The sequence below is a fragment of the Collimonas sp. NPDC087041 genome, from assembly GCF_044745265.1.
Lineage (GTDB): Bacteria > Pseudomonadota > Gammaproteobacteria > Burkholderiales > Burkholderiaceae_D > Collimonas.
In genome coordinates this window covers 362446-387545 of sequence record NZ_JBIUZX010000003.1, presented here as the reverse complement: position 1 = coordinate 387545, position 25100 = coordinate 362446, and the positions used below count along the sequence as shown (strand labels likewise).

The following is a 25100-nucleotide window of genomic DNA, read 5'->3' as shown; positions in this document are numbered from 1 at the left end:
ATATGCCGATGGAATATCCGGCACCGGCGTTCAAGATCACCTTGGACGGCCTGGACTTAACCCCAAAATTCGCGCCGCGCCTGGTCAATTTGAGTTTGACGGAATTTCGTAGCGACAATGCCGACGAGCTGCGTTTATCTCTGTCGGACCACGACGGATTGCTGGCACTCCCGCCCAAGGGCGCCCGGATCAATGTGCAGATCGGTTGGCGCGACAGCGGCCTGGTCGACAAGGGGGAATTCACCGTCGATGAAGTTGAGCACGCCGGCACGCCGGATGTGCTGACCTTGCACGCCCGTGCCGCCAGCCTGATCGACACGTTACGACAGCCGATGGAGCGCAGTTTCCACGACACGACTCTGGGCGCAGTGATTGAGGTGATTGCGTTTCAGCAGGAGCTGACCGCCGGCATTGCAGAGGCATTGCGCGCAATCCCTGTCAAACACCTGGATCAGACCCGCGAGAGCGATGCCGCTTTCTTGCGGAGGCTGGGTAAAAAATACGATGCGGTGGCGACCGTGAAAAATGGCGTATTGCTGTTCATGCCGGCGGGCCGCAGCAAAACGGCTTCGGGACGCGACTTGCCAACGGTTCGGATTACGCGCCAGGATGGGGACAAGCACCGCTACCACAGTGCGGAGCGCAACAGCTACAGCGGAGTGCGTGCCTATTGGTATGACGATCGGCACAGCTTGCGGCGCAGTGTCGTCGCCGGTGTGCCTGGCAACAGCAAGCGGCTGCGAACCACCTATGCCAATGAAGCCGACGCACGCACGGCGGCAGTCGCCGAATGGCAGCGTATCCAGCGCGGCATGGCCACCTTTGAATTATCGCTGGCGCTCGGCAATCCGGCGTTGACGCCGCAATCGCCGGTGATGGTCAGCGGCTGGAAAGAGGAAATTGATAATCAGGAATGGCTAGTCGGTAAAACCACCCACAATCTGAGCGATGCGGGATTGACTACCGAGATTGAGTGCGAGACCCGTACCGAGGAAGCCAGCGCCGAGCGAGAAGATCAGGCCGATCCAGATCCGGGCATTACTGGTGTGATTGCCAAGTGGCGCAATATCGTCACGAAAAAAACAGGTCAGGAATTTGCGCCGTCAACCGGCAAGGGAAAAAATGTCGCGCCAGTTGCAGGGGCAACGGCCAGCACCAAAACGCTACAGCACGTCTACGCCAACAAGCAAACGGCGGCACGTGCTGCAAAACTGGAGTGGGAGAAAATCCGGGAACGGCGCGAGATCATCAAAGAAAATAGCGAGGAGCAGACAGGTTGACCGCTACAGCGTCACTACGTCAATCGGGGACGACGCGAACGTGGGCGGGACTCTGTTCCCCAATAGGGTCGGGCACCTGGACGATCCCGAAAACATTCCCGGTAAGTATCGTTATCTTGTCTATCCAGCGTGCCAACTGCGTAAAAGCGCTTATTAGAACGGCAGTAGCGATTTGCATCGGGAATTTCTTCGACAGGGTTCTGGAACAATGACCAGTTACCGGTCATGAGCACCGCCATTATTGTCACCGATTGCATGCGAACAAAGCCCTTATAGTAATGACGGAAGTCCGCCTGCAGCTCGCTTGCGAATGCCCGTACCGCTGGCTTGAACGCTTCCAGTGCGCCTGATGCGATCTGCACATTGCCCATCACGATTTGCCCGATGTTGGTCGTGCCGATTTCGCGCCAGCAGCTGAATTTATTCGCCCAAATTTTTTTTAGGCTTTTTAGCCTTTTTGCCGTCCCCACCTACATTGATTACCTGATCTCCGGTAACGTGCTGATCACCATGCGTGATTTTACCGACCTTGCCGTGAAACTGGACATTACCAATATTGTGCCTGGAAACTGATGTCGGCTTTTCCGCTGGCGCTGTACTAACCACATCAAGCATGCCAAGCATATTTGCTTTCCCGCGAATATCTAATTTGCGATAACCAGATAACAATTCCCTTTCGTCGGGTGATAGAGAGACATTTGAACGCTGACCAGTGAGCACATATTGAACGTCGCCACCGGCGTCGGCAAGTGCCATCAGGGCTTCCCCTCCAGGGAGCGCTACACCTCGTTCATATCTACTCCACATTTCGCGCCCCACACCCAACAAATTCGCAGCTTCTTGCTGCGTCAAACCAAGCCGGCTACGTTCTTCTCGCATTCGCTCACCGAAAGTCAACTTATTGTCCACAAAAAATCCTTTACACTGAGGATTAAAATCCTCATAATTGCGCCATTCCTAACGATTCAATAATCATACATTATGACAACAAGAATGTACCCGCTTGGTCGCGCACCTCGTCGTCCTGACACTGAGCGCGTCGTCGTGCAACTGCGACAGGCTGAAGTGATTGTCGCCAACCAGCATGCCGTTCATCGCGCCTGTTCTCGTTCCACCTTCGTGCGCAATATGTATTTGATCGGACTTGCCGCATATGAAAAACAGCCATCGAAATTTCATCTTATCGATGTCGATGAGCATCCGCACACAGTTCTGATTGCGGGGCAATGATGAAGCGCCCTATGCAAATTGAACAAGCCTTGCGCAGTGCGTTGACTGGCCCCGGTCGGCAAGACGTACAGCATAAAGTCGGCTGGGATGATTCTCAGGTCAGTCGCTTCCTCAATGGCGGGCAGGGCATCGTTATCGACAAGATCGACCTGCTGGTCGCTGCTGTCGGCTTCGTCATGGTCACATGCAAATATCTCGACGCTGTCTCCACTCTAGGCGAAGTCGGCATGCATTGCGAGTGCGCCCGACAAGGGCAGGGCGAGTGTTCTCGCCGTATCTAATTGCAATACCGTTGTTGTAGTTGTTTCAAACCGGCGTCAGGGGCCGATTGAAGTTTCAGGTAAAGAGATTGTCGAAATGAGAAATATTGGAATGTGCTGTCCCTTTTGTTCCACCTCGCCGCGTGCCGTTAAAAGCCGTGTGCTGTCGTCGCTGATGAAAGAGATTACCTATCAATGCCAAAACCCGTATTGCGGCTATTCCTTTGTCGCCAGGCTGGAAATCGCTCGGACGCTGTCGGTTTCTTCCATCGTTAAGCCTGAGATCAAGGTTCCGCTTTCCCAGCACATTAACTGGTCCGCCATCAATCAGCTCACCTTGAATCTGACGCCAGCCTGAGGCCCGCAAATGAAACGCCATCGCATCCTAGCCCCGCCGTAACCACGGTCTAAGTCGTTTTCTCCCTGTTGTCTTTTGTCATGCCTGTTAGCAGGCGTGCCGGATTCGTTCATTCTGAAATAAGGAAAACCCATGCAACCCTATGTCGCTAAACAGATGGTTCATTCGTTCCCACGATTGTCATGCAAGCACCTGACCCGCATGCAACGGCTACGGCGCTATGCCGCAATCAAAAAGGCTTGCAAAACATTTTGCTCCGGCCTGCTGTGCGGTTTTGTGCTGGCGGCGCCGTCGCTGGCCGTGGCGCTGTCCTGGGTAAAGGACTGAGCGATGGCCTTTCACTTCGTCAAATCGATCATCCACGAAGAATTGATCCGCAAATTGACCGACGACTGGTTACGCGCCAACTGTCCGAATTTCTTTAACTTGGTATGTGCTGAATGCATTCAAGCGCTCGACGGCATGGCAGGGGAGTGGTGATGACGGCGCCGAACGTCAGTTTAGAGCAGCTGCAGCGCGTTCATCACGCCTTGCGCATCACCATTCCACTGCATCAGGTGTCGCCGCTGATGCTGACGACCTTGACCACCATTGCGCACTGCTGGCGTGACCGCATCCCGGCGCATTTGTGGCCTGATCCGGCCGAGGAACGGCAGCGGGGGATGACGACACAAGAGTTTCAGCGGCAAACCACATGCACCTTTGCCGCCACGCCAGATAGCAAGCAGCAACCGATTGACCTTAAACGCCGCGCCGCGGCTGATTACGAATAACACGATGAACCCATCTTTACACGCCGACATTCTGAGCCGCCTGTCCGAATTCAATTTCAAGCACGAAAAAAAGGGCTATCTGCGCGCCGGCACTTGCCCCCAGTGTCAGAAGAAAGAACTGTATGCCAATGCCGACAACCCGTGGGTAGTGCGTTGCGGCCGTTTGAACAATTGCGGCTACGAAGGCCATGTCAAGGAACTGTACCCGGATTTATTTGACGACTGGAGCAAGCGTTACCAGACGCCGGAAGCGACCAATCCGCAAGCGGCAGCTGACGCCTATATGCAACACGGGCGCGGCTTCGAGCTGGCCCGGGTACAAGGCTTGTATCGGCAAGAGAGCTATTTCGACAAGGATCTGAACATCGGTAGCGCCACGGTGCGCTTTGCGGTCGCTGACGGCTATTGGGAGCGTCTGATCGACAAGCCACATCGTTTCGGCAAGAAGAAGGCGCGGTTTAGCTTCGGATCTGCCTATCATGGCCGATTCTGGTCCCATCCAGGGCACAGCCTGCAGGCTGTCGACGAGATCTGGATCGTGGAAGGCATTTTTGATGCGATCGCCCTGGAACACCACGGCATTGCGGCGGTGTCGATCATGAGCTGCAATAACTATCCGCTGCAGTCGCTGCAGGATCTGCGCGATGCCCGTAGCAATCAGGATTGCCGCCTGGTGTGGGCGCTCGATGGCGACAGTGCCGGTCGTAGCTTTACGCACAAGCATGTTGAACGCGCCAGGGCTGCCGGTTGGGAGTGTACTGCCGCCCAGATTCCGCAGAACGGTAGTGCCAAGCTGGATTGGAATGATTTACATCAGCGCGACAAGCTGACCGACGCCGATATCGAAAACTACCGTTACCACGGTGCTGTCCTGATTGCCAGCAGCGCCAGCGACAAGGCGTTGCTGATCTATGGCAAGGAAGGCAAGACAGAATTCGATTTCGAGTTTCGGAATCGCCTGTACTGGTTCAATCTCGATCTGGTCGCCTATAACAAGGAAATGGACCAGCTCGACAGCGAAGGGTCGACCAGTATCTTGTCGGAGGCTGGCAAGCGCGAGAAAGCGCTGTACGCGTCTCATACGATACGCCCGATTGCGAACTGCAATCCTGTCGCGCTGTATTACCAGAAAAACGAGATGACGGATGAAGCCTGGTATTACTTCCGTGTCGATTTCCCGCATGACGGCGCCTCGATCAAGAATACGTTCACCAGTGCGCAGATATCCAGTTCAGCCGAATTCAAGAAGCGTTTACTCGGGATCGCTCCTGGTGCGATGTTCAGCGGGAGCAGCGCGATGCTGGACCGGATCATGGAGCGCGATCTGTTCCATATCAAGCGCGTTGAAACCATCGACTATATTGGTTACAGCAAGGAGTACGGCTGCTATGTGCTGGATAACGTCGCCATCAAAGACGGCACCCTGTATGACGTCAATAAAGAAGATTTTTACGACTTGGGGCGCCTTGCCGTCAAATCGCTGAATCGGTCGGTGTCGCTGCAGATCAATCGCGACCCGGACGGCTATTCGACGGATTGGGTCAATTTGCTGTGGAAAGCCTTTGGCCCGAAGGGAATGGTTGCCCTGACATTCTGGTTCGGTTCCTTGTTCGCTGAACAGATCCGCGCCGCGCAGAGTTCCTATCCGTTTCTGGAGGTGGTCGGTAAGGCTGGCGCCGGTAAGTCTACGCTGATTGAATTTCTCTGGAAGCTGTTTGGCCGTGCCGGCTATGAAGGTTTCGATCCTAGTAAATCCAGCCTAGCCGCTCGTGCCCGTAACTTCTCGCAGGTATCCGGTTTGCCGGTAGTGCTGATCGAGTCCGACCGGGAGCGCATGGACGGCGATAAGAGCCACGTTAAGTCATTCGATTGGGATGAGCTGAAAACTGCCTATAACGGTCGCTCAACCCGCGCACGGGGCATGAATACCGGCGGTAATGAAACCTATGAGCCGCCGTTCCGTGGCGCTATCGTGATTTCGCAGAACAACCCGGTCAATGCGTCCGAGGCGATTCTGTCGCGGATTGTTCACCTGTATTTCGACCTGACGACGCAGACGCCCGAATCCGGCGAAGCTGCCGACGCCCTGAAGTTCATGCCGGCTGAGAAAGTCTCCGGGTTCATCCTGGCCGCCACCAAGCGCGAGAAGAAGATCATGGAAACCGTGGCCGAGCGCACGGCGGTCTATTTGAAGGAATTACGGATGCGGCCGGAAATCAAGATGCCGCGCCTGGTCGAGACACATGCGCAGATGCTGGCACTCACCGACGCCCTGGGGCTGGTGATCAAGCTGACACCTGAACAGCAGAAGGCTATGCGTGAGCAGATCATCACCATGGCCGGGGAGCGTCAGCAGGTGATCAATGACGACCATGTCCTGGTGCAGGAATTCTGGGAAGCCTTCGACTACCTGGACAGCAACGATATGCATCGCCTGAACCATTCCCGCGACCCGCAGCTGATCGCGGTCAATCTGAACCATTTTGTGCAGATCGCCGCTGAGCGCCGCCAACAGATTCCGGTGATCGGCGACCTCAAGAAGGTACTGCGGACCAGTCGCCGGCGGAAGTTCCTCGATGTGCGCGTGGTTAATAGTCAGATCCGCGCCCGAGACAACGTCCTAGGAAGCAAATCAATGATGTGTTGGGTATTTCAAAACGACAAACAAGGAAATCAGGCATGAGTCTAATTACTCAAGCATTCATCGTTGAGCGGTTCGGTCTGCGACTAAATGTCGAGCAATTGGCTGCGCTTTTGGGTATAACAAAAGGAGCTCTATATAATCAGCTGAGCGCTGGGACGTGCCCAGTAAAAACCTACATAGACGGCGGTAAAAGGTGGGCTGACTATCGGGATGTCGCTGAGCACCTAGACGAGTGTCGAACCTTAGCTGGATAAATAATGAAAAGCCGCGCAATTCCAAGCGCGGCTTTATTTTTTCTTGTAATGCAACGCAAGAGGAAGTTTCTATTTTTTCTCTCGATGCAAATCTTCTGGCTTTAAATTGGTATAGCGCCTTAGGTGACGCCAGTCCTTATGCCCAGTAACAAGTGATACCTGTTGTATTTCGTAACCTTCTTCAAATAGGCGAGATGTACCTTCGTGCCGTAGATCGTGAAAATGCAGATCTGGAATACCGAGCTTGTCACATGCTTCCTTGAAATATTTGGACATGGTCTGCTCATGCACTGGGAATATTCGCTCGCTCTCCTGCGACTGCCGTTGCACGATGTCCCAGGCGTCGCCAAGCAGCGGAATCCACTGATCGTTTCCTTGTTTCTTTCGTGGGTCCTTACGATCACGCACAAGAATTAGTTTTTTCTGGTGGTCAATATCTGTCCAGCACAATTTGACAATTTCGCCACGTCGCATGGCAGTCGCTATCGCGAACCTGACCAGGTCGTCATATGGCCGCTTCAATTCATTGAGCAAACCAGCTACTTCGTCCTCGGTCGGGCGACGCTCTCGTTTGCCGCCGCCGCCGATCATCCCCAAATGGTTAAGTAGGGGGCGAGCCTGGCCAGTCACATCAGGAAGTGCAACTTTAAGGAACGATCCGGTGTAGCGCATGACGGTTCCGAGCTTGCTGATTTCCATATTGATCGTATACGGGCCGGCCCCTTCTTCCTTTCTCATTTGACAATATGAGACTAGATCCTGAGTCGAGAGTGCGCCGGCACGTTTGTCTCCAAGGCCGTCAGAGAGGCGCCGCAGCATGTAATGTTCGTTGGCGCTGTCGGCGATAGGGCGGGATTGATCTCGAAGCTCTCTATATGCTTGTATCACTTCATTAACACGAAGTACCCCTGGCTCTGCTACAATTTCGCCGCGGTCGATCTCGGCTTCGCGTTGTCGTGCCCATGCTTCGGCCTGGGCTTTGGTCTGGAATGTCTTGCACAATCCCTTGTGGCCTTTACGACGTATAAGCGCACGCCAGGAAACGCCGATTTTTACTATGCTTGCCATGTATCACTCTCTATATCACTTTGTATCACCGACAGCGTGATACACGATTATATCGGATGAGTTCTACATAGGAGGAATAGCTAAAATATCAATGGAAATATATCCAATCTCGCCATAGTTCAATGGATAGAACGAGTGCCTCCTAAGCGCTAGATACAGGTCCGATTCCTGTTGGCGGGACCAAATCCCTTTTCCCCAATTTCCTTTAATTCAGCGTGACCGTAAGCACGTAAAAAAGCGCGCATGGCAAGCCATGCGCGCTTTCATATTTCTGCAAGTTCCGATCTTTCGCATGCTGCCACGGAAGATCTGGATGCGTGAAAATTAGAACTTACATAGATGACGGGGGGAGGTCTTGCAAAGGCATATTACTCAAGCGCTAAAAAAATGTGTCACTGCAAGACCTGGCCCCTATTATATTTGAAATGGGCTATCGCACGGAATGGATTGAGCGCCAACTGGCACATGCTGAAGATAACAAGGCAAAGGCTGCCTACAACCACGCCGAGTATTTGACCGAACGCAGACAAATGCTTCAAGCATGGGCAGCCTGGGTAGATCAAATCCCAAAGGAAATTATTAGGCCAAATGGGCAATCAGCGCCCATCGCGCCGTAAAACACCCATTCCGACTTGCCATCCTAATCGACCTACGCGCCCGCGTCGAGATCATCCGGCTCACCTGCACCGTGATCGTCGGGGTTGCTCAACCAATCCGGCTCAATGTCATTTAACACCATGTGGTGAGTTCTCGGAAGTATCTCGATAGACTCTATCGCCATGCGATCTGGAATTTGTCCACCGAGCGTAACGATTGCTTCGATGTCGATGCGTTCATCGGTCACAATCTGGGTGCTCCCCATCGGCATGTACTCTCGGTCAATGCCGTCCCACTTACGAAATTTAAAGTAACTGCTCACTTGGGCAATTGCTGTGGCCTCGATCTGCACGAATACCTTACCGTCACCGTGCTCGACGGCCTCAAAGGTCTTCAAGGCCCAATCTAAATCGGGCAGCTCGACGTCGGCGAAGGACGCCTCCACGCCCTCATCCTCGTACTCGAATTGCGAGTCTGCTTCGACATCAAATTCAACCTTGTCATCCTGATCGGACAGCGCCTCCAACAACGCCGCTTTTAGGCCGATGCGATCGCCATCGTCCAGCAGTTCGGCGAGTCGACGCGCCGCGTAGCTGGCAGTCTGATCTTGAAACCCACTAAGGGCCTCAGCTAGATCGCGAACCAGAACGAGGCGCTCGCTCGATGCGCAATAATTAGCCCAGTCTGGATCATTTGAGACCACAAGCACCTTGCGCTCTTCCTTCGCAGCCCAAAACTCAAGGGTAAGTAGCGCAACCGCATCCGGAAACTCGTGTTTCTTCGGTCCGCTTTCCGCAAAAGGTGCCTTTGCGTCAAAGTACCGCATCATCAATTGATCCAGCGTCACATGCTCGCCCGCATGAAGAAGCAGAGCGCCTGTGCGGCTAATCCAGCCCTCCAAACGTTGTCTGGCGATCTCGCTAGCGGCGTCAGGATCAGCGATCTTCGCGAGCAATTTCGTAGCCGGCCCCGCATCTTCAACGAGTGACAGCAATTTCACATTCGCAAGGAGACGCATCGCGGCAACAAGCTTGCTCTGCGCATCCCTTGCCTCTTGAAGCAGGTGTGCCTCGACCTCGCCAGCGATCACATCTGGCAATAACACCGTAATTTCGCTACCGGAAAATTGCGCCACACGCCGCAGTAATCCATTTTCCATCGAAAGACGCTTGGCATCGAACACTTCTGTATCGAGCGCTATTGAGTCAATCTCGCCATCTTCGATCTGCTTCCGAATCGCTTTGTCCATAATGTGTAATTTAAGAAGTAAGTGAGGGTAGCATCTTCCTAGATGGACAATGCACAAACTAACATGCGAGGGCCGGCTAGTGCTGGCAACGAAACTTTAGTCAAATGCAAGGTCCCAGGGAAAATACTCCGGCTCATAGGATGACGATCGCGCCATCCAATTAATTTTCACATCTTTCAACGGTGTCCTCAACTCTTCACGTTTTGCATCCCAATCAAATTCGACCTCCCTCAAACAGCCGGGAAATTTTGGAGACAAAGCACCGAACGTGTAAAAGATGTGCAAATCCTGTGGCAGCACATTCACAGTCTTGAACAGCTCGCAGGCCTTTAGGCCACTTCGAAAGGAAACGAGACCTTCTTCCCCACTGAGATCGGCGAAGTTTATTTTTCCCAAAGGTGGGAGGTCCATATGATCGGGGAAATAGAAGCTAGCATCCTCTCCGTCCGTGAGAGCAATCGCAATAGATTTAACAGAGTGAGTTGAGTTAAATCTAATATAAACCAAAGCATCGGAGTATCGATATGCCCAACTCATGTCGTTCTCGTTAGCTCCGAATTCCTTCTCACCTCCCCTATGATGAAAACCCAATAGCTCATGCACAAGTCCCGCAGGACAGCCCAATTCGATTCCAAATAGAATATCTTTTGGAGCGCGCCGTCTTTCTCTACGAAGCTCCGGCCTCTGCAACTTGGTCAAGAACTCCTCTAATTTCCCGTTTCCCTTCAGCAAAGCAAATAGGCCGTATGCTCCAAGAAACGACCCAATCGCATTTGCTGCGGTGCCGGTCAAGAAATCATCAAGGCTCATATTTTCCCAACTCCAAAGTTAATCCATCTTCAGTTCGCACGCGGTGGCAATTACGGCGGGCCCAATTTTCGAGTTTCCTATTGTACAAGACACGTGCCGTATTGCGATATCAGCAACTACGTGCATCGGATCAGAGAAATACGCTCCTGCATCAAGTAGCTTACAAGGCTCTATTTTGTTGAATCTGCAAACCAATCCATTCTTGTATTTCCGACTCGACCCAACCGGATATTCGTCCAAGCTTAACTTGTCTTGGAAATTCATCATTTTTGATCTTCCCGTAAATCACCGTCTTGCCTAGACCTACCATTTCTTTTACTTGGGGCAAGCGAATCAGCCTCTGGTTAGATCATTCCTACAGCTCTATCCTGCAGAGTTGATGATCGCACGGCCTGAACCGAAGCCGAAAAAAACAGGGGGCGCCCGAATCTAACGCTTCTCTGTTCTGACCCCAACGACAGAAGCGACGCTAGCTAACTCCCTTAATATTTGTTCTACGGTAGGTACCCGACGGATTTCAGGACCACAACAACATAATAAGCGAGTAAATGATTTCCTAATGGCAATTGTTGAAGCCGAAGCCCACGCTCAAAGGCAAACAATGTTCCCTCTATCCATTGCACTGCTAGACACGGCCTAGCCTCAAAGCAAAATAAATTCTGGAAAAATTGAGTGCTACGAATTTGCTACAGCAAATATTGAGAGCCATATCTGGCGCGGGGTTTCACTCTCATTCCACGCCGTGAACTAAAGGATGGACTGTAGGAAGCGGGGGGAAGGCTGGATACAGTTTTGCGATATTCTTAAACTACCTCCCCCAATTTTTACAAATTTGTGCTGTATGTTATTGATTTTATTGGTAAGTTGATTCCTGTTGGCCGGACCCAATCCCTTTTCTCCAATTTCCCTTAATTCAGTGTGACCGTACGCACGAAAAAAAGCGCCCATGGCAAGCCATGCGCGCTTTTCGTATTTCTGCATATCCCAATCTTCCGCATGCTGCCACGGAAGATCAGGATGCCTGCAAATTAGAACTTGTGACGGATACCAACGGCAATCGAAGTCTGGCTGTCGTTGGTGGCGCCGGTGCTGTCGCCATAGACGCCAGGATTGACGGTGTCGTTGGCGCGCAGGTTCGACACGAATGCATACAGGTCAGTGCGCTTCGACAGGAAGTAATCCGTACCCAGGTTAAATTGGGTCAGGCGGCCCTTTGGTGCGCCGGCGTCAGCGAATGTCAGCTTGTCATACTGAACGCTGGCCAGCAGGTGCAGAGGCGCTGTAACGGCGTAGTTCACACCCAGTTCGAAGATGTCGGTCTTGGTGTTGTTCAGGCCGCCAATGATGAAGTTGCCCGGTGTGATCGAAGTGGAGACGCCTTGGATGTAGCCGGAATCGGTAGCCAACGGTTGTTTGACGCGCGACCAGTTGCCGTACAGACGTGCTGGACCGGCTTGGTAGCTGGCGCCCAACGAGAATGTCTTCAGGGCTGTATCGCCTGGGTTGCCGACGAATGCTGGGGCGCTGTTGGTCAACGAAACATCGCTAGGGTTGGAGCCCAGTTTCGATTCGTAGTAAGCAGCGAACAGACCCAGAGGACCGTTTGCGTATTGACCGCCGAAGCCGAACGATTGGCCTGCCGAAGTTTGGCCAGCTGTTTCGCCGAAGCCGTAGATTGCGCTGGCTGTGAAGCCCGATACGTCAGGTGTGTTGTAGCGGATCGAATTGTCGGTACGTGTGCCTTCCAAGCGGTCCAGGTTGTGGCCGACTGCGCCAGTCACGCCACCGAAGTCTTGCACCGAAGTCCATTGGCTGACGTCGTCCAGGATGTCAGTTTGGCGACCCAACAGCACGGAACCGAAGTTGCCGCCCAAACCGACCACCGATTTACGACGGAACAGAGTTGTCGTACCTGCGTCGCTTTGCAGAGCGCCGGTGTCGTTCGAGAAGCCAGCTTCCAATTGGAACAGAGCCTTCAGGCCGCCGCCCAGATCTTCAACGCCCTTGAAACCCAAACGCGAACCTTGGATGACGCCGGAGTTGACGCTGAATTTGCTGCCGGTGTTGCCGGTCGTGGTGTTCAGAACCGGATTGCTGTAAACAACACCGGTATCAATGATGCCGTAGATGGTGACTGAACTTTGAGCTTGTGCAGCACCTGCGATTGCGCCGAGTACGGCCAGTGCGATTAGTGATTTCTTCATTTGACGTCCTTTATTTGAAAAACTGTCTTAAGGATCCGTACAGCGTGTCGGATAGGTGAACATTAGAGGCTATCGCATTAAATGTATGGTCTTTTGTCTGCTGCATCGCCTTGTCTGTGTGAAACGTTACTGACTTTGTTAAATACGTTGTATTTATTCGTGATATGTAGAAAAAAGATTCGATGCATCGGTCGCAAACCTTGCTGTTCTGCGGCTGAGCGAGTGTTGAAAATAATCGTGGATCTGTTTGGATATGAGGTTAACGGTCAAATGGCGCGTCATATATTTTCCTGTTTTAGAAAATTTTCATGAAAATTTTTAGTGCAGATTTTTTTCATCGGTAGCGCGATACAAAGCGAAATATGCGCGCAGATTCCTGCCAGGACGCAAGCGGAATGGCATTGATTCAGCTATAGGTTTGAATCGGCTCCGCTCATTCGCAAAGTAGAAAACGGCGAGGCGTTTTGATGCGAGAAAATGCGCGGAGAATGGCGCGATATGAAAGCTATAGGCCGTTACAAATGCTGGAAATTATCTGTCCCGTTCATGCGTCGGCATCGCCTCGGAACAACTGTTCCAGGCGATAGCCAAAGTTGTAGATTGGCGTGATCTGATAGCCATTTTCTGGGCGCAGTTGCAACTTGCTTCTCACTTTTGCGACGTGCGTGTCCATGCTGCGAGAAGAAATTTTGAAGTTGCGCGGCCATACCGCCTCGAGAATGCAAGCGCGGGAAAGAGGTCGCCCGAGATTGCGGAAAAACAGCAGCGCTAAATCGAATTCCTTTTGCGTGGTTTCGATTTCCTTACCTGCGTGCGTCAGGTGATGAGCGTTGGTTTCAAAAACATAGTCGCCAAATGCGATCTGCTCATTGGAATTTTTCGCGGGATAGGCGCGTCGCAACAGGACCTGGACGCGCGCAATCAGCTCGCTGCGCCGGATCGGTTTGATCATGTAATCGTCTATGCCCATCATCAGGCTTTCGACGATCTTATCTTCGTCGAAGCGGCTGCTGATGAACAGGATCGGCAGGTTTTTCGGCAGTCTGTCGCGGACCCAGTGGACCAGCCTGGGGCCGCTGATGTCCTGGCTCTGCCAGGCCAATACCAGCATGTCGTAACTCTCGCGGTGTAGCTGGATCAATATGTCACTCCCATTTTGAAATGGGTGGCAAACATGTCCACCGGATACTAGTGTTCTGCAAACGGAATCAGTTTGTCCGAGGTGGTCGTCAAGAACGGCAATTTTCATATTTCGGGTGCTTGGTTAAGAGTACCGGAGCGATGCAATCAATGTATCCGGGCTCCGTCTGCGTCACATTAAGTTACGCAAAAATGGCTTCCTGATGCCGCGTAATTGAAGCTGCGTCTGCATCGTCGGCGAATCTGTTTAGCGAATTAGAAACGTTGAGTTACATTCACTGAACAGGGTAAATCGCAATTTTTTCAAGCTCTAAGTTAGCACTGAAAATCCGGATAAATAGGTCGAAATACGTTACTTATGTAATCAGTTGTTTCTGCCGTTGTGGCGCTCTGGAGTTGATGCGCGTGCAGATGAAATAATATTGTCAGGCGTGTGGGAACTACCGCGCGATCGTTGATCTATGCGGATCGGCGATGGTTATGCGGCGTGCAGGAAGATATATTGGAGGGAGATTTTCGCTTGAGGTACCGGTCCTGATTTTTATCTACTTGAAAAAATCAGGACCGGTAAACGGCAATTGCAGAGTGTGGGTTCAATGCCGGCGATACGGTGTCGCTCGCCGATTGTTATTTATGGTTGCTCAGGTCCATCAGCATCCGCGTCAGCAAATAAAATCGCGGCACAACACTGTCGACTTCTGCATACTCTTCCGGTGTGTGAATGCCACCACCGACAATGCCGAAACCGTCCAGCGTCGGCGTGCCGACACCAGCGGAGAGACTTGCATCCGCTGCGCCGCCGCTGCCTTCCAGCGTCAGTGTGCGCCCCAGTTCGGCATAGATGGCTTGCGCTTTGGCGGCCAGTGCATCCGATTGCGAATTCTTCGGCATCGGCGGGAAGCCGCGTGTCAGTTTGGTGCTGACTTGGGTGTCAGGAATCAATTTGTTCTGCGCAACCTTGGCCAGATCTTGTTCCACCCGGTCGAACTCTTCCGGCACCGCAACTCGCACATCGGCGAAGGCCGTGGCGTGATCGGGGATCACGTTCTTGGAGCCGCCGGCGTTGATCACCGTGAAGTTGACGGTAGTCTGCTTGTTAGGGTTGCCCAACTGCCCCAGTTGCAAGACTTGATGCGCCACTTCCGTTGCCGCATTGCGTCCGCTTTCCGGCGCCACGCCTGCATGGGCGGCTTTGCCGATGACATCGACTTCGGCCGTGCCGCTGCCTTTGCGCCATACCACCAGGCCGTCAGCGGGACGGCCCGGCTCCAGGTTCAAGGTGACATCGTGTTGCTTGGCGATTTTCTCGATCAATGCGCGTGAGCCGCTCGAGCCGGTCTCTTCATTTGTGTTGAGCAGGAAGGTGATCTGGCCGTAATCGGTGAAGTGCAACTGCTGCAGGATTTTCAGCGCATACAGGCCGGCGACCACACCACCCTTGTCATCCATTACGCCAGGACCGTAAGCGCGCTTGTCTTTGATATAGAACGGCCTGGCTTTGGCGGCGCCGGCCTTGAACACGGTATCCATGTGCGCCATCAACAGGATCTTGACCTTGCCGCTGCCACGCAATGTCGCAACAATGTTGTTGCCGACCGCAGGTGTGGCCGGATAGGTGTCGACTTGCGCACCGAGCTTTTTCAATTCCTCGATCACGATCGCGCCGACTTGCTGCAGACCTTGTTCATCGCCGGTGCCGGAATCGATATTGACCAGGCGCTCCAGCAATTTCAAGGCGTCATCCTTGGATTGCTCGGCTTTCTCATACACCGGCTGATACGGCTCAGCCGATGCCGCCGGGAAGGCGGCGCCAAGGACAATACCGAGGCTCAGGCCTGAGATCAATGCGGGACGTGTAAAGCGGAACTTCATCGTGTTCTCCTTTTTATGTACTTTGCTGCGCAAAGATGGTTGGTGTTGCGAGCATGATTCTCCATGCTATCTGGAAAGATTTTTAATAGGATAAATCAAACACGAATTCAAACACGAACTATTCGATCACTTTTCATATTGGCTACGCGCTGCAAATGGTTTTCTGCAAGCGGCTGCAGCCGCATCTCGATCTGTAACTTGGCGGCGGGCGGCCTCGGTGTCGGGAATTGAAGAGGGCGACGATGGCGTACGCGTAAATCGCAGGGGGATTGCCGCACAAGGCTGGTATGTACAGCCGATCAGCGAGAACTGGTCGCTCAGCGCCGGGGTCAGCCCTTATCTGGCGACCAACAAGCGCCAGTCCGACAGCAGCACGTTGAACGGTTTGTTCACGATTCAGATCGACCGCAACTTAGGTAGAAACTGGAAGATCTTCGGCAGTTTCGGCAGGGCAGTCACCTTCACGAACAAGAATGATGCCGACCTGATGACGATCGGCTTGAGCAGGCGTTTTGATTTTTAACCGTGCTTATGTGGCGAATCCGGCCGGCAGCAGGATGATTATTATCGACATTCTGCCGCCGGCCGTCGATCTTGTTTAGCGAAAACTGTCGGCAAGTTTGTTGTCATCCATGCTGCGTCCCAATACCACCCAGAAAATGCACAACGACAGTATGCCCGCGACGGCGTATACCGAGACATCGAGGTAATTGCCGCCGATTTTTAATGGAATCAACGGTGCATCGGAAGTGCAGATCATATTGGCGGCGTACATGCCGACATAATGCATGCTGGAAACCGCCAGCGCCATCACCAAGGCGGCGGCGACGCGATGCAATACCCGGGTCAGATGGAAGGCCAGCCATAGCGCTGCAGCGGCAGCGACTACCGCGATCACTGCCGAAATGGCGACGGTGGCGGGATTCAGCGCCATGGTGGCGCGCAGGTTCATCGCATACATGCCCATGTAGTGCATCACGCAAGCGCCAATGCCTGCCAGCAGGCTGCCGGCCAGCCAGCCGGAGACTTTGAATTGACCGTGGCCGCCGGCCAGATACAGCGCAATCCCGGAAATCACAATGGCCGCGATCAGCGATGCCGCGGTCAGCACGGCGTCATACGAAATCGGGACGGACAGGCGATACGCCTGCATGGCAAGGAAGTGCATCGACCAGATGCCGATCCCGCCCAGCGATGCCGCCGCGCAGACTGTCATTCCCCAGTCCAGGCTGCCATCCTTGCGGAACATCGATTTGGCGCATTGCAGGGCAAGTAGCGCGCCCCAGAAAGAAATCATGTAAGACAACAGAACTAAGGTGGCATCGTATTTTGGCGTCAGCAACTGGCCCAGCAGTGGATCCATAACCTTCTCCCTGGTTAATCAAACTGAATGACAAGAGCTGCGTTGTTGCATCTCTTGGGTTTGTCTTTAAAACAATATTTTTCTAACTCAGTAAAGATGAATGCCCCATGGAGAATGCTGCTTGATATTGATTCCAAACATTTCCATGTAGAAATAATATAGGTCTAAAATTTCTTCGTAGCAACTGGTTTTGACTTGTGCTAGAAGCAGTTGATTTTTGTGCAAAGGAGCGGTGAATGGCATTGCTGCCGAACATTGCGGCATCGGAAGTACTGGTCTTGTCGGCGACGGCTACGAATAGGCCGCGATGACTAAATTAGTGTGGGGTGGCGGGAATATTGCGTGGTGCAGGTAAGGTACAATACGCGGTTCATTCATCCTATTGACTGCGCGTTGCCAGCGTAGTGCGCCGCCGAATGCGGACACGACGCTACCGCAGATCTTTCTTTTTCTGGTCTCATCCAAATTATGGCAGTCATCTCTATCACCAATGCGCAACTCGCATTCGGTCACGTCGCGTTGCTGGACCGCGCGGAATTTTCCCTGGAAGCGGGAGAGCGGGTCGGCCTGATCGGTCGCAACGGTACCGGCAAGTCGTCGCTGCTGAAAACCATCGCCGGTGTCTCCAAGCTGGATGACGGCCTGATGGTCATGCAGCAAGGCATCAAGATCGCGTATGTCGATCAGGAACCGCATTTTGACGAGTCGATGTCGGTCTTCGACGCTGTGGCTTCGGGCATGGGCGAGATGCAGGCATTGCTGAACGAATACGACGCATTGACTGGACAGTTCGGCGGCGATAACGACGACGCCATCATGGAGCGTATGCACGAGATCCAGAGCAAGCTCGATGCCGCCGACGCCTGGAGCCTGACCAACAAGGTCGAGACCACGCTGGATCGCCTGAACCTGAATAAAGACCTGCTGATGGGCCAGCTTTCCGGCGGTATGCAGAAGCGGGTGGCGCTGGCTTGCGCACTGGTCAGCACGCCGGACGTGTTGCTGCTCGATGAGCCGACCAACCATCTGGATTTCAGCTCGATCATGTGGCTCGAAGGCCTGCTGCGCGACTACAAGGGCAGCGTGCTGTTCATCACCCATGATCGCAGCTTCCTCGACAACGTCGCCACTCGCATCATCGAACTCGATCGCGGTCGTTTGCTGTCTTTCCCGGGCAACTTCACGGCGTATCAGGTACGCAAGGCCGAGCAGCTGGAAATCGAAGAAATCGAAAACGCCAAGTTCGACAAATTCCTGGCGCAGGAAGAAATCTGGATCCGCAAAGGCGTGCAGGCGCGCCGTACCCGTGACGAAGGCCGTGTACGACGCCTGGAAGCATTGCGCCTGGCGCGCAGCGCACGCCGCGATCAGCAGGGCCAGGTCAAGCTGGACGTATCGTCCGGCGAACGCTCCGGCAAGATCGTGGCGGAGCTGACCAACGTCAACAAGGCGTATGGCGACAGAGTCATCGTGCGCGACTTTACCGCCACCATCATGCGCGGCGACAAGGTCGGCCTGATCGGCCAGAACGGCGCCGGCAAGACCACATTGCTGAAACTGATTCTGGGCGTCGACCAGCCTGACAGCGGCACCGTCAAGCAGGGCACCAAATTGCAGATCGCGTACTTCGACCAGATGCGCGCGCAACTGAATGAAGACGCCAGCCTGGCCGACACCATTGCCCCGGGTAGCGACTGGGTCGAAATCAATGGCCAGCGCAAGCATGTGATGACTTACCTGAACGACTTCCTGTTTGCGCCGGAACGCGCCCGTTCGCCGGTCAAGTCGCTATCGGGTGGCGAGCGTAACCGGCTGTTGCTGGCGCGCCTGTTCGCCAAGCCGGCCAATGTGCTGGTGCTGGATGAGCCGACCAACGACCTCGACATCGATACGCTCGAACTGCTGGAAGAACTGCTGGAAGACTACGAAGGCACAGTGTTCCTGGTCAGCCATGACCGTACCTTCCTCGACAATGTCGTGACGCAAGTGATTGCCGCCGAAGGCGACGGCATGTGGCGCGAATATGTCGGCGGCTATACCGATTGGGAGCGCGTGCGCCCAAGCCAGGCAGCATTGATTGCCAAGGCCAAGAGCGAAGCCAAGGTCGAAGTCAAGACAGAAGCTGCGCCGGCGGCCGCACCGAAGCAGAAGAAGCTGAGCTACAAAGAGCAGCGCGAACTCGAAGAGTTGCCGGTGCTGATCGCCAAGCTGGAAGCGGAGCAGAAGGAAATTTCCAGCCAGTTGGAAGATCCGGACCTGTACAAGAAAAAGCCGGAAGAAGTGAAGCGCTTGAATGACCGCTTTGCAGAAATCGATGGCTTGCTGCTTGAGAGCCTGGAGAAGTGGGAAATTATTGAAGCCCGTAGCAAGGCTTGATTCAGGTCGGCGGCTAGCATCGCCGGCAACGGATGGACAAGGGAAGGGCGCCAGTAGTGGCGCCTTTTTTATGATGTTTATCGTTTGCACAGATTTCCGGGAGTTTGAATAGTGACGACCAATCCAGCAGAATTTCCATCGATCCAAACCGATCGGCTGTTATTGCGCGAAATCGTCGCCACAGATGCCGATGATCTGTTTGCCATTCACGGCGATCCGGAGCTGATGCGCTGGTTCGGCACCGATCCGCTCAAGGATGTCGCCGCTGCGCATGGTTTGATCAAGGTCTTTGCTGGATGGCGTCTGCAAGAAAATCCTGGTGCGCGCTGGGGCATCCAGATCAAAGGGCAGCCGCAGCTGCTAGGCACATGCGGATTGTTTCGTTGGGACCGCAACTGGCGCAAATGCATGCTCGGCTATGAACTGGCGGCGCAAGCCCAGAAGCAGGGCGTGATGAAAGAAGCCGTAAGTGCCGCACTGTCGTGGGGTTTCACGCACATGGAATTGAATCGGGTTGAAGCGCAGATCCACCCGGACAACCATGCTTCGCTCAAGCTGGTACAAGGTTTGGGATTTGTGGAGGAAGGCCGTTTACGTCAGGCCGGTTACTGGCGCGGGCAATATCACGACTTGCTGCAATTCTCGCTGCTGCGTGGCGAGTGGCAGCAGTCCTGACAGGCATGCAATCAATTCAAGCGCCGGCACGCCTCGCGTAGTTCGGCGGCTTGCTGCTGCAGTTGCTCAGCATCCGCCGCCTGCGGCCGCTGTGCCAGATAATTTTCCAGGTCGTCCAGTGCCGCTTGCGGACAATCCAGCTGCGCAAAGGCCAGTCCGCGATCACGCCGCTCGATGGCGTCGCCTGGCAGCAGGATCAACAGCCGCTGCTGCACTTCCAATAAGCGCTGCCATTGATTGTTTTGCTGGAAGATCGCTTTCAGGTTGCGCAGCATGCGCACCAGGATGTCGTGTGGATGGGCGGCCTGCAGATACGTGATCAGGGAAACGCGGCTGGCGGCGCGCTCGGCATCGTTGCCTGTCGGCAGATAAGGTTCAAGCCGTTCTTCCAGTTCCTCGCGCGACAGGCTGGCGCCATTGGCCGGGTCGATCATGATGTCGCCCGACGGAATCGTCAGCTTCATCAGGAAATGTCCAGGGAACGACACTCCCTTGACTGCGAGACCGATCTGCTGCGCCAGTTCCATGTACACCAGCGCCAGCGAAATCGGGATTCCGCGCCGCTTGGCAATCACCCGCTGCAGATAGCTGTTATCGACGTCGTAGTAATGATTGACGTTGATCGCAAATCCCAACTCCTGGAAGAAGAAGTGATTCAACAAACGCAACTTCTGAATTGCCGATGCATCCGATGGCAGGCGTTGCCGCAGGGTATTCGCCAGACGGTCAAGCTCGTTTTGCGGTGCGTCGAAATCCAGCTTGGGATAGGCATCCTGCGCAATCGCCAGCGCCGCCTCAAACAAGGGTACGTCGTTGGCTTGCTGCACCAGCGAGGTAAAGTAGTCTAGAGATGTGATCGTCGTCATGGCTCTATCCTAGCAAAATAAATTCCCCGCCGTGACATTTACAACGTTCCCTTGTCGATTGCTCAATGTGCAATGCGCTTGAAGTCGCGGAAGCGGAAACCCATGGCCAACAAGGCGCCGAAGTAGGTAGCGCCACAGGCCGCCAGCACAGCCAGCAAGGCGCCGACGCGCACCAGCGAACTGGTGTGCGGGCCGACCCAGTTGAACTGGCCGGCGCTCCACAGCGCAACCGCCGCCATTAGCAGCAATGCCGTGAACAGTCGGACCAGGTATTGGATCCAGCCCTTTTCGGGTTTGTAGATGCCGCGCCGCATCAGGCTCCACAGTAGGAAGCCGGCGTTCAGGCAAGCGCCGATGCTGATCGACAGCGCCAGTCCGGCGACAGCGAAGATCGGCACGAAGATGTAATTCATGGCCTGGGTTGCGATCAGCACGCCGATGGCGATCTTGACCGGAGTCCGGATGTCCTGCTTGGCATAAAAACCGGGCGCCAGGATCTTCACCACGATCAGTCCGATCAGGCCGACGCCATAGGCGATCAGCACCTGGCTGGTGATGGCGACCGAGGCGGCGTCGAATTTTCCGTGCTGGAACAGGGTAGCCGTCAGCGGCACCGACAGGGTCGCCAGGCCAACCGCGGACGGCAGCGCCAGCAGGAACGTCAGGCGCAGGCCCCAGTCCAGCAGCGACGAGTATTCGAGTCGGTCATTGTCGGCGTTGGCTTTGGTCAAACTAGGCAGCAGGATGGTGCCCAGCGCCACGCCCAGCAGGGCGGTCGGGAATTCCATCAGGCGGTCGCCATAGGTCAGTAGCGAGACGCTGCCGTTACCCAGGCGCGAAGCGATGTTGGTGTTGATCAGCAGGCTGAGTTGAGCCGCCGACACGGCGAATACTGCCGGGCCCATTTTTTTCAAGACTCGTTGCACGCCGACATCGCGCAAGGCGGTCATTGGATTAAAGGCAATCCGCGGCAGCATGCCGATCTTGAGCAGCGCCGGGACTTGCAGCGCCACTTGCAGCACGCCGCCGACCAGCACCGCAAACGCCATCGCATAAATAGGATGTTCGAGATACGGCGCCACGAATAGCGAGGCGACAATGAACGCCAGGTTAAGCAGCACCGAAGTGAAAGCGGGAATCTTGAATTCGCGCCAGGTATTAAGGATGCCGCCCGCCAGCGCCACGAAAGACATGAATCCGATATACGGAAACATGACCCGGGTCATGAATACCGAAGCATCGAATACCTGTTGATTGCCTTTCAAGCCCGAAGCGATGAAATATACAAATACAGGCGAGGCGAGAATGCCGATGATGCAGGTCAGCACCATGGCCCAGGTCAGTACCGTCGCGACATGATCGACCAGGTCCTTGGTCACCAGGTCGCCTTTCTGGTTTTTGTATTCGCCCAGGATCGGCACGAAAGCTTGTGAGAAGGCGCCCTCGGCAAATAGCCGGCGCAGCAGGTTTGGAATACGGAAGGCGATGGCAAATGCATCGGTATAGCCGTCGGCGCCGAATGCGCGCGCATACAGGATTTCTCGAATCAGTCCCGTCACACGCGACAACATGGTCATGCCAGACACGGTGGCAAGCGTTTTATGCAAGTTCATGGAGCGGCATTATAGCGGTAGCCGAAGGCCAGCCGTAGCTTCGCGGGAATTGCTTGATTCAGGAGCAATGTTTCAGACGTTTTGCCGCAACTGCGAGCCTTGGGTGCCTGGTAAAAGGTTGCGAGAATGCGACAGTTGCTGCCTGTCATGTCTGAAAATGTGCTTTCTTGCGACAGAATTGCTACGGAAGCAAGAGCAGTTTGCCTGTTTTTCAAAAGACGGTTATAATCCGTGGCTTTACAGAATTCTGCGTCGCGGTCTGGTTTGTTTATGCCGCGTAAGCATTCCCGACCTCGTTTTAGGAAATATAAATGGCAAATACCGCACAAGCACGTAAGCGTGCTCGTCAAGCAGTTCAGCAAAACCTGCACAACTCCAGCCAACGTTCGACCCTGCGCACAGCAATCAAAGCTGCTCGCAAGGCAATCACTGGTGGCGACAAGGCTGCAGCAGCCGTGGTTCTGCAGAACTCCGTATCGGTTATCGACCGTATCGCTGACAAGAAAATCATCCACAAGAACAAGGCAGCACGCCATAAGAGCCGTTTGAACGCAGCTCTGAAAGCGCTGGCAGCTTAATAGTATTTGCCGGGCGGCCTGGCCGCCTGCATTACTAGCTTGTTGTTGGATTAAGAAAAACCCTGCATGGCGCATGTCATGCAGGGTTTTTCTGTTTGATTCCGTTTTTAATCGTTCAGGTGGGAGGCGGCCAAGTTGTTTGATCCCGCGCAAGCCATTAAACTGAAGCACTTGCCTTCACCAGTTCCGCGTTGGGGGGAGTGGCGAGGCAAGCAAATTTCCGGCATGCATTGCCGGTCGACGTTGATGCTTGTTATTGCGGCAAGCCGTCGATGACGGTGCCAGGCTTGATGTTCTTTTCCTTGAACCAGCCTTTGTTCATCTCCAGTGCGTAAGATGCGGCGCCCGCGGCGCAATGCGAATCGAGCGTCTGCGCCTTCATTTCCTCAACGTTCAGGATCACGCCCTTTTTGTCGATGAAAGCGACCGACAACGGAATCAATGTGTTTTTCATCCACATGCAGATGCCTGCCGGCGCATCGAATACGAATACCATGCCTTCATTGGCGCCCATTTTCTTGCGGAACATCAGGCCTTGCTCGCGATCCGCTTCGCTGCGTGCGACTTCGGCCTTGATGACGTGGATGCCGATGTTGAGCGGCGTGGTCGGGAGTGTTTGATATTCTTGTGCTGTAGCCGGCAGCGACGCAAAAGCGCAGGCGGCGATCGCTGCAGAAATGACTGCGGCGGCGGGAATCAGGCGATTTTTTTTCATGTTATTTCAAGGCTCCTTTGGGGTATCGCGATTATACAGAGAGCCAAATCGACGGGTGGTCCTCAGTGCCGGAGAATATTGTTTCAGGACGTAAAAAAAGGCAGGACGCGCCTGCCTTTTTGTTGAAGCTGATGCCGAAATTACTTGGCAGCAGGAGCAGCGTCAGCTGCTGGAGCTTCGGCTTTTGCAGCCTTGGTTGCTTTCTTTGCTTTCTTGACTTTGTGTGTAGTCTTCTTGGCTGCAGGTGCCGATGCTTCAGCAGCAGCGGCAGCAGGTGCTGCTGGTGCAGCAGGAGCTGCGTCAGCGGCGAAAACGGAAGTAGCGAACAGGCCGGCAACCAGAGCAGCGATCAGTTTAGTCATTTTGTATTCCATTCAGTTAGCGAGTTAATCAATCCATGATTCACTTGAATCACTACGATTAACGACGCTCGAAAACAGATGGTTGACATCATTTTCTAAATAAATCGTTTATATGTTTCCAAATGTATCTGCGTTGCTGGCTGCGATGGCAGGGCTGGCAGCATATTATTTTGCCGGCGTAGTCAGATCGGCGGGATCGATTTCCATTGATTCGCCTGGCCACAACGGATGGCTTTGCAACGACACCTGGCCGATTGCCACCCTGACCAGGCGCAGCGTCGGTAATCCGACAGCCGCGGTCATGCGCCGCACCTGGCGGTTTTTTCCTTCGGTCAGCGTCAGCGCCAGCCAGCTGGTTGGCTTGTCGTGGCGTTCACGAATCGGCGGGTCGCGCGGCCACAACCAATCCGGTGCTTCGACCTGACTGACCCGGCAAGGCAACGTCACGAAATCACCGAGGTCGACACCATTTCGCAAGCGCGCCAGCATCGCCTGGTCGGGAATGCCCTCGACCTGGCTCAAATATGTCTTTGGCTGTTTCAGCGCCGGGTGACTAATATTGTGTTGTAGCTGGCCGTCATCGGTCAGCAGCAGTAATCCCTCGCTATCGGCATCCAGGCGTCCCGCCGGATAGATGTTGGGGATGTTAATGTAATTGGCCAGCGTTTCGCGGCTGGGATGTGCAGAGAACTGGCACATGACCTGGAAGGGTTTATTGAATAGGATCAGAGGCATATACCCGTAGTGTCGCAAAAACATAGCGTCTAGTAAAATACTAGTGCATAATACAAAACGATGTCTTATGTCTTATAT

Annotated in this window: 26 protein-coding genes and 1 tRNA gene; 13 read left to right on the top strand and 14 right to left on the bottom strand. The window is 54.1% G+C overall.

What is annotated here, in order from left to right; genetic code table 11:
- The first annotated feature begins 8 nt into the window (after positions 1–8).
- The gene (locus ACIPF8_RS07670) at positions 9–1280 is read left to right on the top strand and encodes a contractile injection system protein, VgrG/Pvc8 family (RefSeq protein WP_400419105.1); all 1272 of its coding nucleotides are present in this window, start codon (positions 9–11) and stop codon (positions 1278–1280) included.
- A 420-nt stretch (positions 1281–1700) separates the two neighbouring features.
- Here ACIPF8_RS07670 and ACIPF8_RS07665 read toward each other — a convergent pair whose 3' ends face one another.
- Complete coding sequence (locus tag ACIPF8_RS07665; protein WP_400419102.1) at positions 1701–2189, bottom strand: helix-turn-helix domain-containing protein; 489 nt, start codon at positions 2187–2189, stop codon at positions 1701–1703.
- A gap of 84 nt (positions 2190–2273) precedes the next feature.
- On the opposite strand from ACIPF8_RS07665, the gene ACIPF8_RS07660 reads away from it, so the two are divergent.
- From ACIPF8_RS07660 to ACIPF8_RS07630, 7 genes are all read left to right on the top strand, one after another.
- The gene (locus ACIPF8_RS07660) at positions 2274–2510 is read left to right on the top strand and encodes a hypothetical protein (RefSeq protein WP_400419099.1); all 237 of its coding nucleotides are present in this window, start codon (positions 2274–2276) and stop codon (positions 2508–2510) included.
- Positions 2510–2791 carry a hypothetical protein gene (locus ACIPF8_RS07655; RefSeq protein ID WP_062120394.1) on the top strand — a complete coding sequence of 94 codons (282 nt, stop codon included), beginning with the start codon at positions 2510–2512 and terminating at the stop codon, positions 2789–2791. The genes ACIPF8_RS07660 and ACIPF8_RS07655 overlap by 1 nt, the downstream gene beginning before the upstream one ends.
- 76 nt (positions 2792–2867) lie before the next feature.
- Positions 2868–3128, top strand: coding sequence for an ogr/Delta-like zinc finger family protein (locus ACIPF8_RS07650; RefSeq protein ID WP_092401531.1), 261 nt, complete (start codon positions 2868–2870; stop codon positions 3126–3128).
- 132 nt (positions 3129–3260) lie between these two features.
- Positions 3261–3455, top strand: coding sequence for a hypothetical protein (locus tag ACIPF8_RS07645; protein ID WP_400419096.1), 195 nt, complete (start codon positions 3261–3263; stop codon positions 3453–3455).
- A gap of 3 nt (positions 3456–3458) precedes the next feature.
- Complete coding sequence (locus ACIPF8_RS07640; protein WP_400419093.1) at positions 3459–3608, top strand: hypothetical protein; 150 nt, start codon at positions 3459–3461, stop codon at positions 3606–3608.
- Entirely contained in the window at positions 3608–3901 is a 294-nt protein-coding gene (locus tag ACIPF8_RS07635) for a hypothetical protein (RefSeq protein WP_400419090.1), read from the top strand. Before ACIPF8_RS07640 ends, ACIPF8_RS07635 begins: the two co-directional genes overlap by 1 nt.
- A gap of 4 nt (positions 3902–3905) precedes the next feature.
- Positions 3906–6584 carry a toprim domain-containing protein gene (locus ACIPF8_RS07630; RefSeq protein ID WP_400419087.1) on the top strand — a complete coding sequence of 893 codons (2679 nt, stop codon included), beginning with the start codon at positions 3906–3908 and terminating at the stop codon, positions 6582–6584.
- A gap of 284 nt (positions 6585–6868) precedes the next feature.
- On the opposite strand, the gene ACIPF8_RS07625 is transcribed toward ACIPF8_RS07630, so the two are convergent.
- The gene (locus ACIPF8_RS07625; protein WP_400419085.1) at positions 6869–7867 is read right to left on the bottom strand and encodes a site-specific integrase; all 999 of its coding nucleotides are present in this window, start codon (positions 7865–7867) and stop codon (positions 6869–6871) included.
- A 108-nt stretch (positions 7868–7975) separates the two neighbouring features.
- Here ACIPF8_RS07625 and ACIPF8_RS07620 point away from each other — a divergent pair.
- Positions 7976–8050, top strand: a tRNA-Arg gene (locus tag ACIPF8_RS07620).
- 466 nt (positions 8051–8516) lie between these two features.
- Here ACIPF8_RS07620 and ACIPF8_RS07615 read toward each other — a convergent pair.
- The 6 genes from ACIPF8_RS07615 to ACIPF8_RS07590 form a co-directional block, all read right to left on the bottom strand.
- Positions 8517–9713, bottom strand: a complete 1197-nt coding sequence (locus tag ACIPF8_RS07615) for a PIN domain-containing protein (protein WP_400419082.1) — start codon at positions 9711–9713, stop codon at positions 8517–8519.
- Positions 9714–9809: 96 nt separating this feature from the next.
- Positions 9810–10523 (bottom strand): hypothetical protein, encoded by a 714-nt coding sequence (locus tag ACIPF8_RS07610; RefSeq protein ID WP_400419078.1) that lies wholly within the window; start codon positions 10521–10523, stop codon positions 9810–9812.
- Positions 10524–10683: 160 nt separating this feature from the next.
- The gene (locus ACIPF8_RS07605; protein ID WP_400419075.1) at positions 10684–10851 is read right to left on the bottom strand and encodes a helix-turn-helix transcriptional regulator; all 168 of its coding nucleotides are present in this window, start codon (positions 10849–10851) and stop codon (positions 10684–10686) included.
- Positions 10852–11551: 700 nt separating this feature from the next.
- Positions 11552–12727, bottom strand: a complete 1176-nt coding sequence (locus ACIPF8_RS07600) for a porin (RefSeq protein WP_400419072.1) — start codon at positions 12725–12727, stop codon at positions 11552–11554.
- Positions 12728–13271: 544 nt separating this feature from the next.
- Complete coding sequence (locus ACIPF8_RS07595; protein WP_400419069.1) at positions 13272–13976, bottom strand: response regulator transcription factor; 705 nt, start codon at positions 13974–13976, stop codon at positions 13272–13274.
- Between the two features lie 518 nt (positions 13977–14494).
- The gene (locus ACIPF8_RS07590) at positions 14495–15739 is read right to left on the bottom strand and encodes a M20/M25/M40 family metallo-hydrolase (RefSeq protein ID WP_400419066.1); all 1245 of its coding nucleotides are present in this window, start codon (positions 15737–15739) and stop codon (positions 14495–14497) included.
- Positions 15740–15956: 217 nt separating this feature from the next.
- On the opposite strand from ACIPF8_RS07590, the gene ACIPF8_RS07585 reads away from it, so the two are divergent.
- Complete coding sequence (locus tag ACIPF8_RS07585) at positions 15957–16262, top strand: hypothetical protein (protein WP_400419064.1); 306 nt, start codon at positions 15957–15959, stop codon at positions 16260–16262.
- A gap of 75 nt (positions 16263–16337) precedes the next feature.
- Here ACIPF8_RS07585 and ACIPF8_RS07580 read toward each other — a convergent pair whose 3' ends face one another.
- Positions 16338–17102, bottom strand: a complete 765-nt coding sequence (locus ACIPF8_RS07580; RefSeq protein ID WP_400419061.1) for an MHYT domain-containing protein — start codon at positions 17100–17102, stop codon at positions 16338–16340.
- Between the two features lie 468 nt (positions 17103–17570).
- On the opposite strand from ACIPF8_RS07580, the gene ACIPF8_RS07575 reads away from it, so the two are divergent.
- Both ACIPF8_RS07575 and ACIPF8_RS07570 read left to right on the top strand, forming a co-directional pair.
- Positions 17571–19478, top strand: coding sequence for an ATP-binding cassette domain-containing protein (locus ACIPF8_RS07575; RefSeq protein WP_400419058.1), 1908 nt, complete (start codon positions 17571–17573; stop codon positions 19476–19478).
- Positions 19479–19589: 111 nt separating this feature from the next.
- Positions 19590–20153 (top strand): GNAT family N-acetyltransferase, encoded by a 564-nt coding sequence (locus ACIPF8_RS07570; protein WP_400419055.1) that lies wholly within the window; start codon positions 19590–19592, stop codon positions 20151–20153.
- A gap of 11 nt (positions 20154–20164) precedes the next feature.
- Here the strand turns inward: ACIPF8_RS07570 and ACIPF8_RS07565 are convergent, their stop codons facing one another.
- Together ACIPF8_RS07565 and murJ are read right to left on the bottom strand one after the other, a co-directional pair.
- Positions 20165–21019, bottom strand: coding sequence for a SirB1 family protein (locus tag ACIPF8_RS07565; protein ID WP_400419053.1), 855 nt, complete (start codon positions 21017–21019; stop codon positions 20165–20167).
- 62 nt (positions 21020–21081) lie between these two features.
- Positions 21082–22632 carry a murein biosynthesis integral membrane protein MurJ gene (gene murJ, locus ACIPF8_RS07560; protein WP_400419050.1) on the bottom strand — a complete coding sequence of 517 codons (1551 nt, stop codon included), beginning with the start codon at positions 22630–22632 and terminating at the stop codon, positions 21082–21084.
- 311 nt (positions 22633–22943) lie between these two features.
- Here murJ and rpsT point away from each other — a divergent pair, with 311 nt between their 5' ends.
- Positions 22944–23210, top strand: a complete 267-nt coding sequence (rpsT, locus tag ACIPF8_RS07555; protein ID WP_061532594.1) for a 30S ribosomal protein S20 — start codon at positions 22944–22946, stop codon at positions 23208–23210.
- A gap of 253 nt (positions 23211–23463) precedes the next feature.
- Here the strand turns inward: rpsT and ACIPF8_RS07550 are convergent, their stop codons facing one another.
- From ACIPF8_RS07550 to ACIPF8_RS07540, 3 genes are all read right to left on the bottom strand, one after another.
- Positions 23464–23925, bottom strand: a complete 462-nt coding sequence (locus ACIPF8_RS07550) for a DUF192 domain-containing protein (protein ID WP_400419047.1) — start codon at positions 23923–23925, stop codon at positions 23464–23466.
- Positions 23926–24065: 140 nt separating this feature from the next.
- On the bottom strand, positions 24066–24287 hold the full coding sequence (locus ACIPF8_RS07545) for a hypothetical protein (protein ID WP_400419045.1): 222 nt from the start codon (positions 24285–24287) through the stop codon (positions 24066–24068).
- A gap of 165 nt (positions 24288–24452) precedes the next feature.
- Positions 24453–25022: a pseudouridine synthase gene (locus ACIPF8_RS07540; RefSeq protein ID WP_400419042.1), complete on the bottom strand. Its 570-nt coding sequence runs from the start codon at positions 25020–25022 to the stop codon at positions 24453–24455.
- Positions 25023–25100 lie beyond the last annotated feature (78 nt).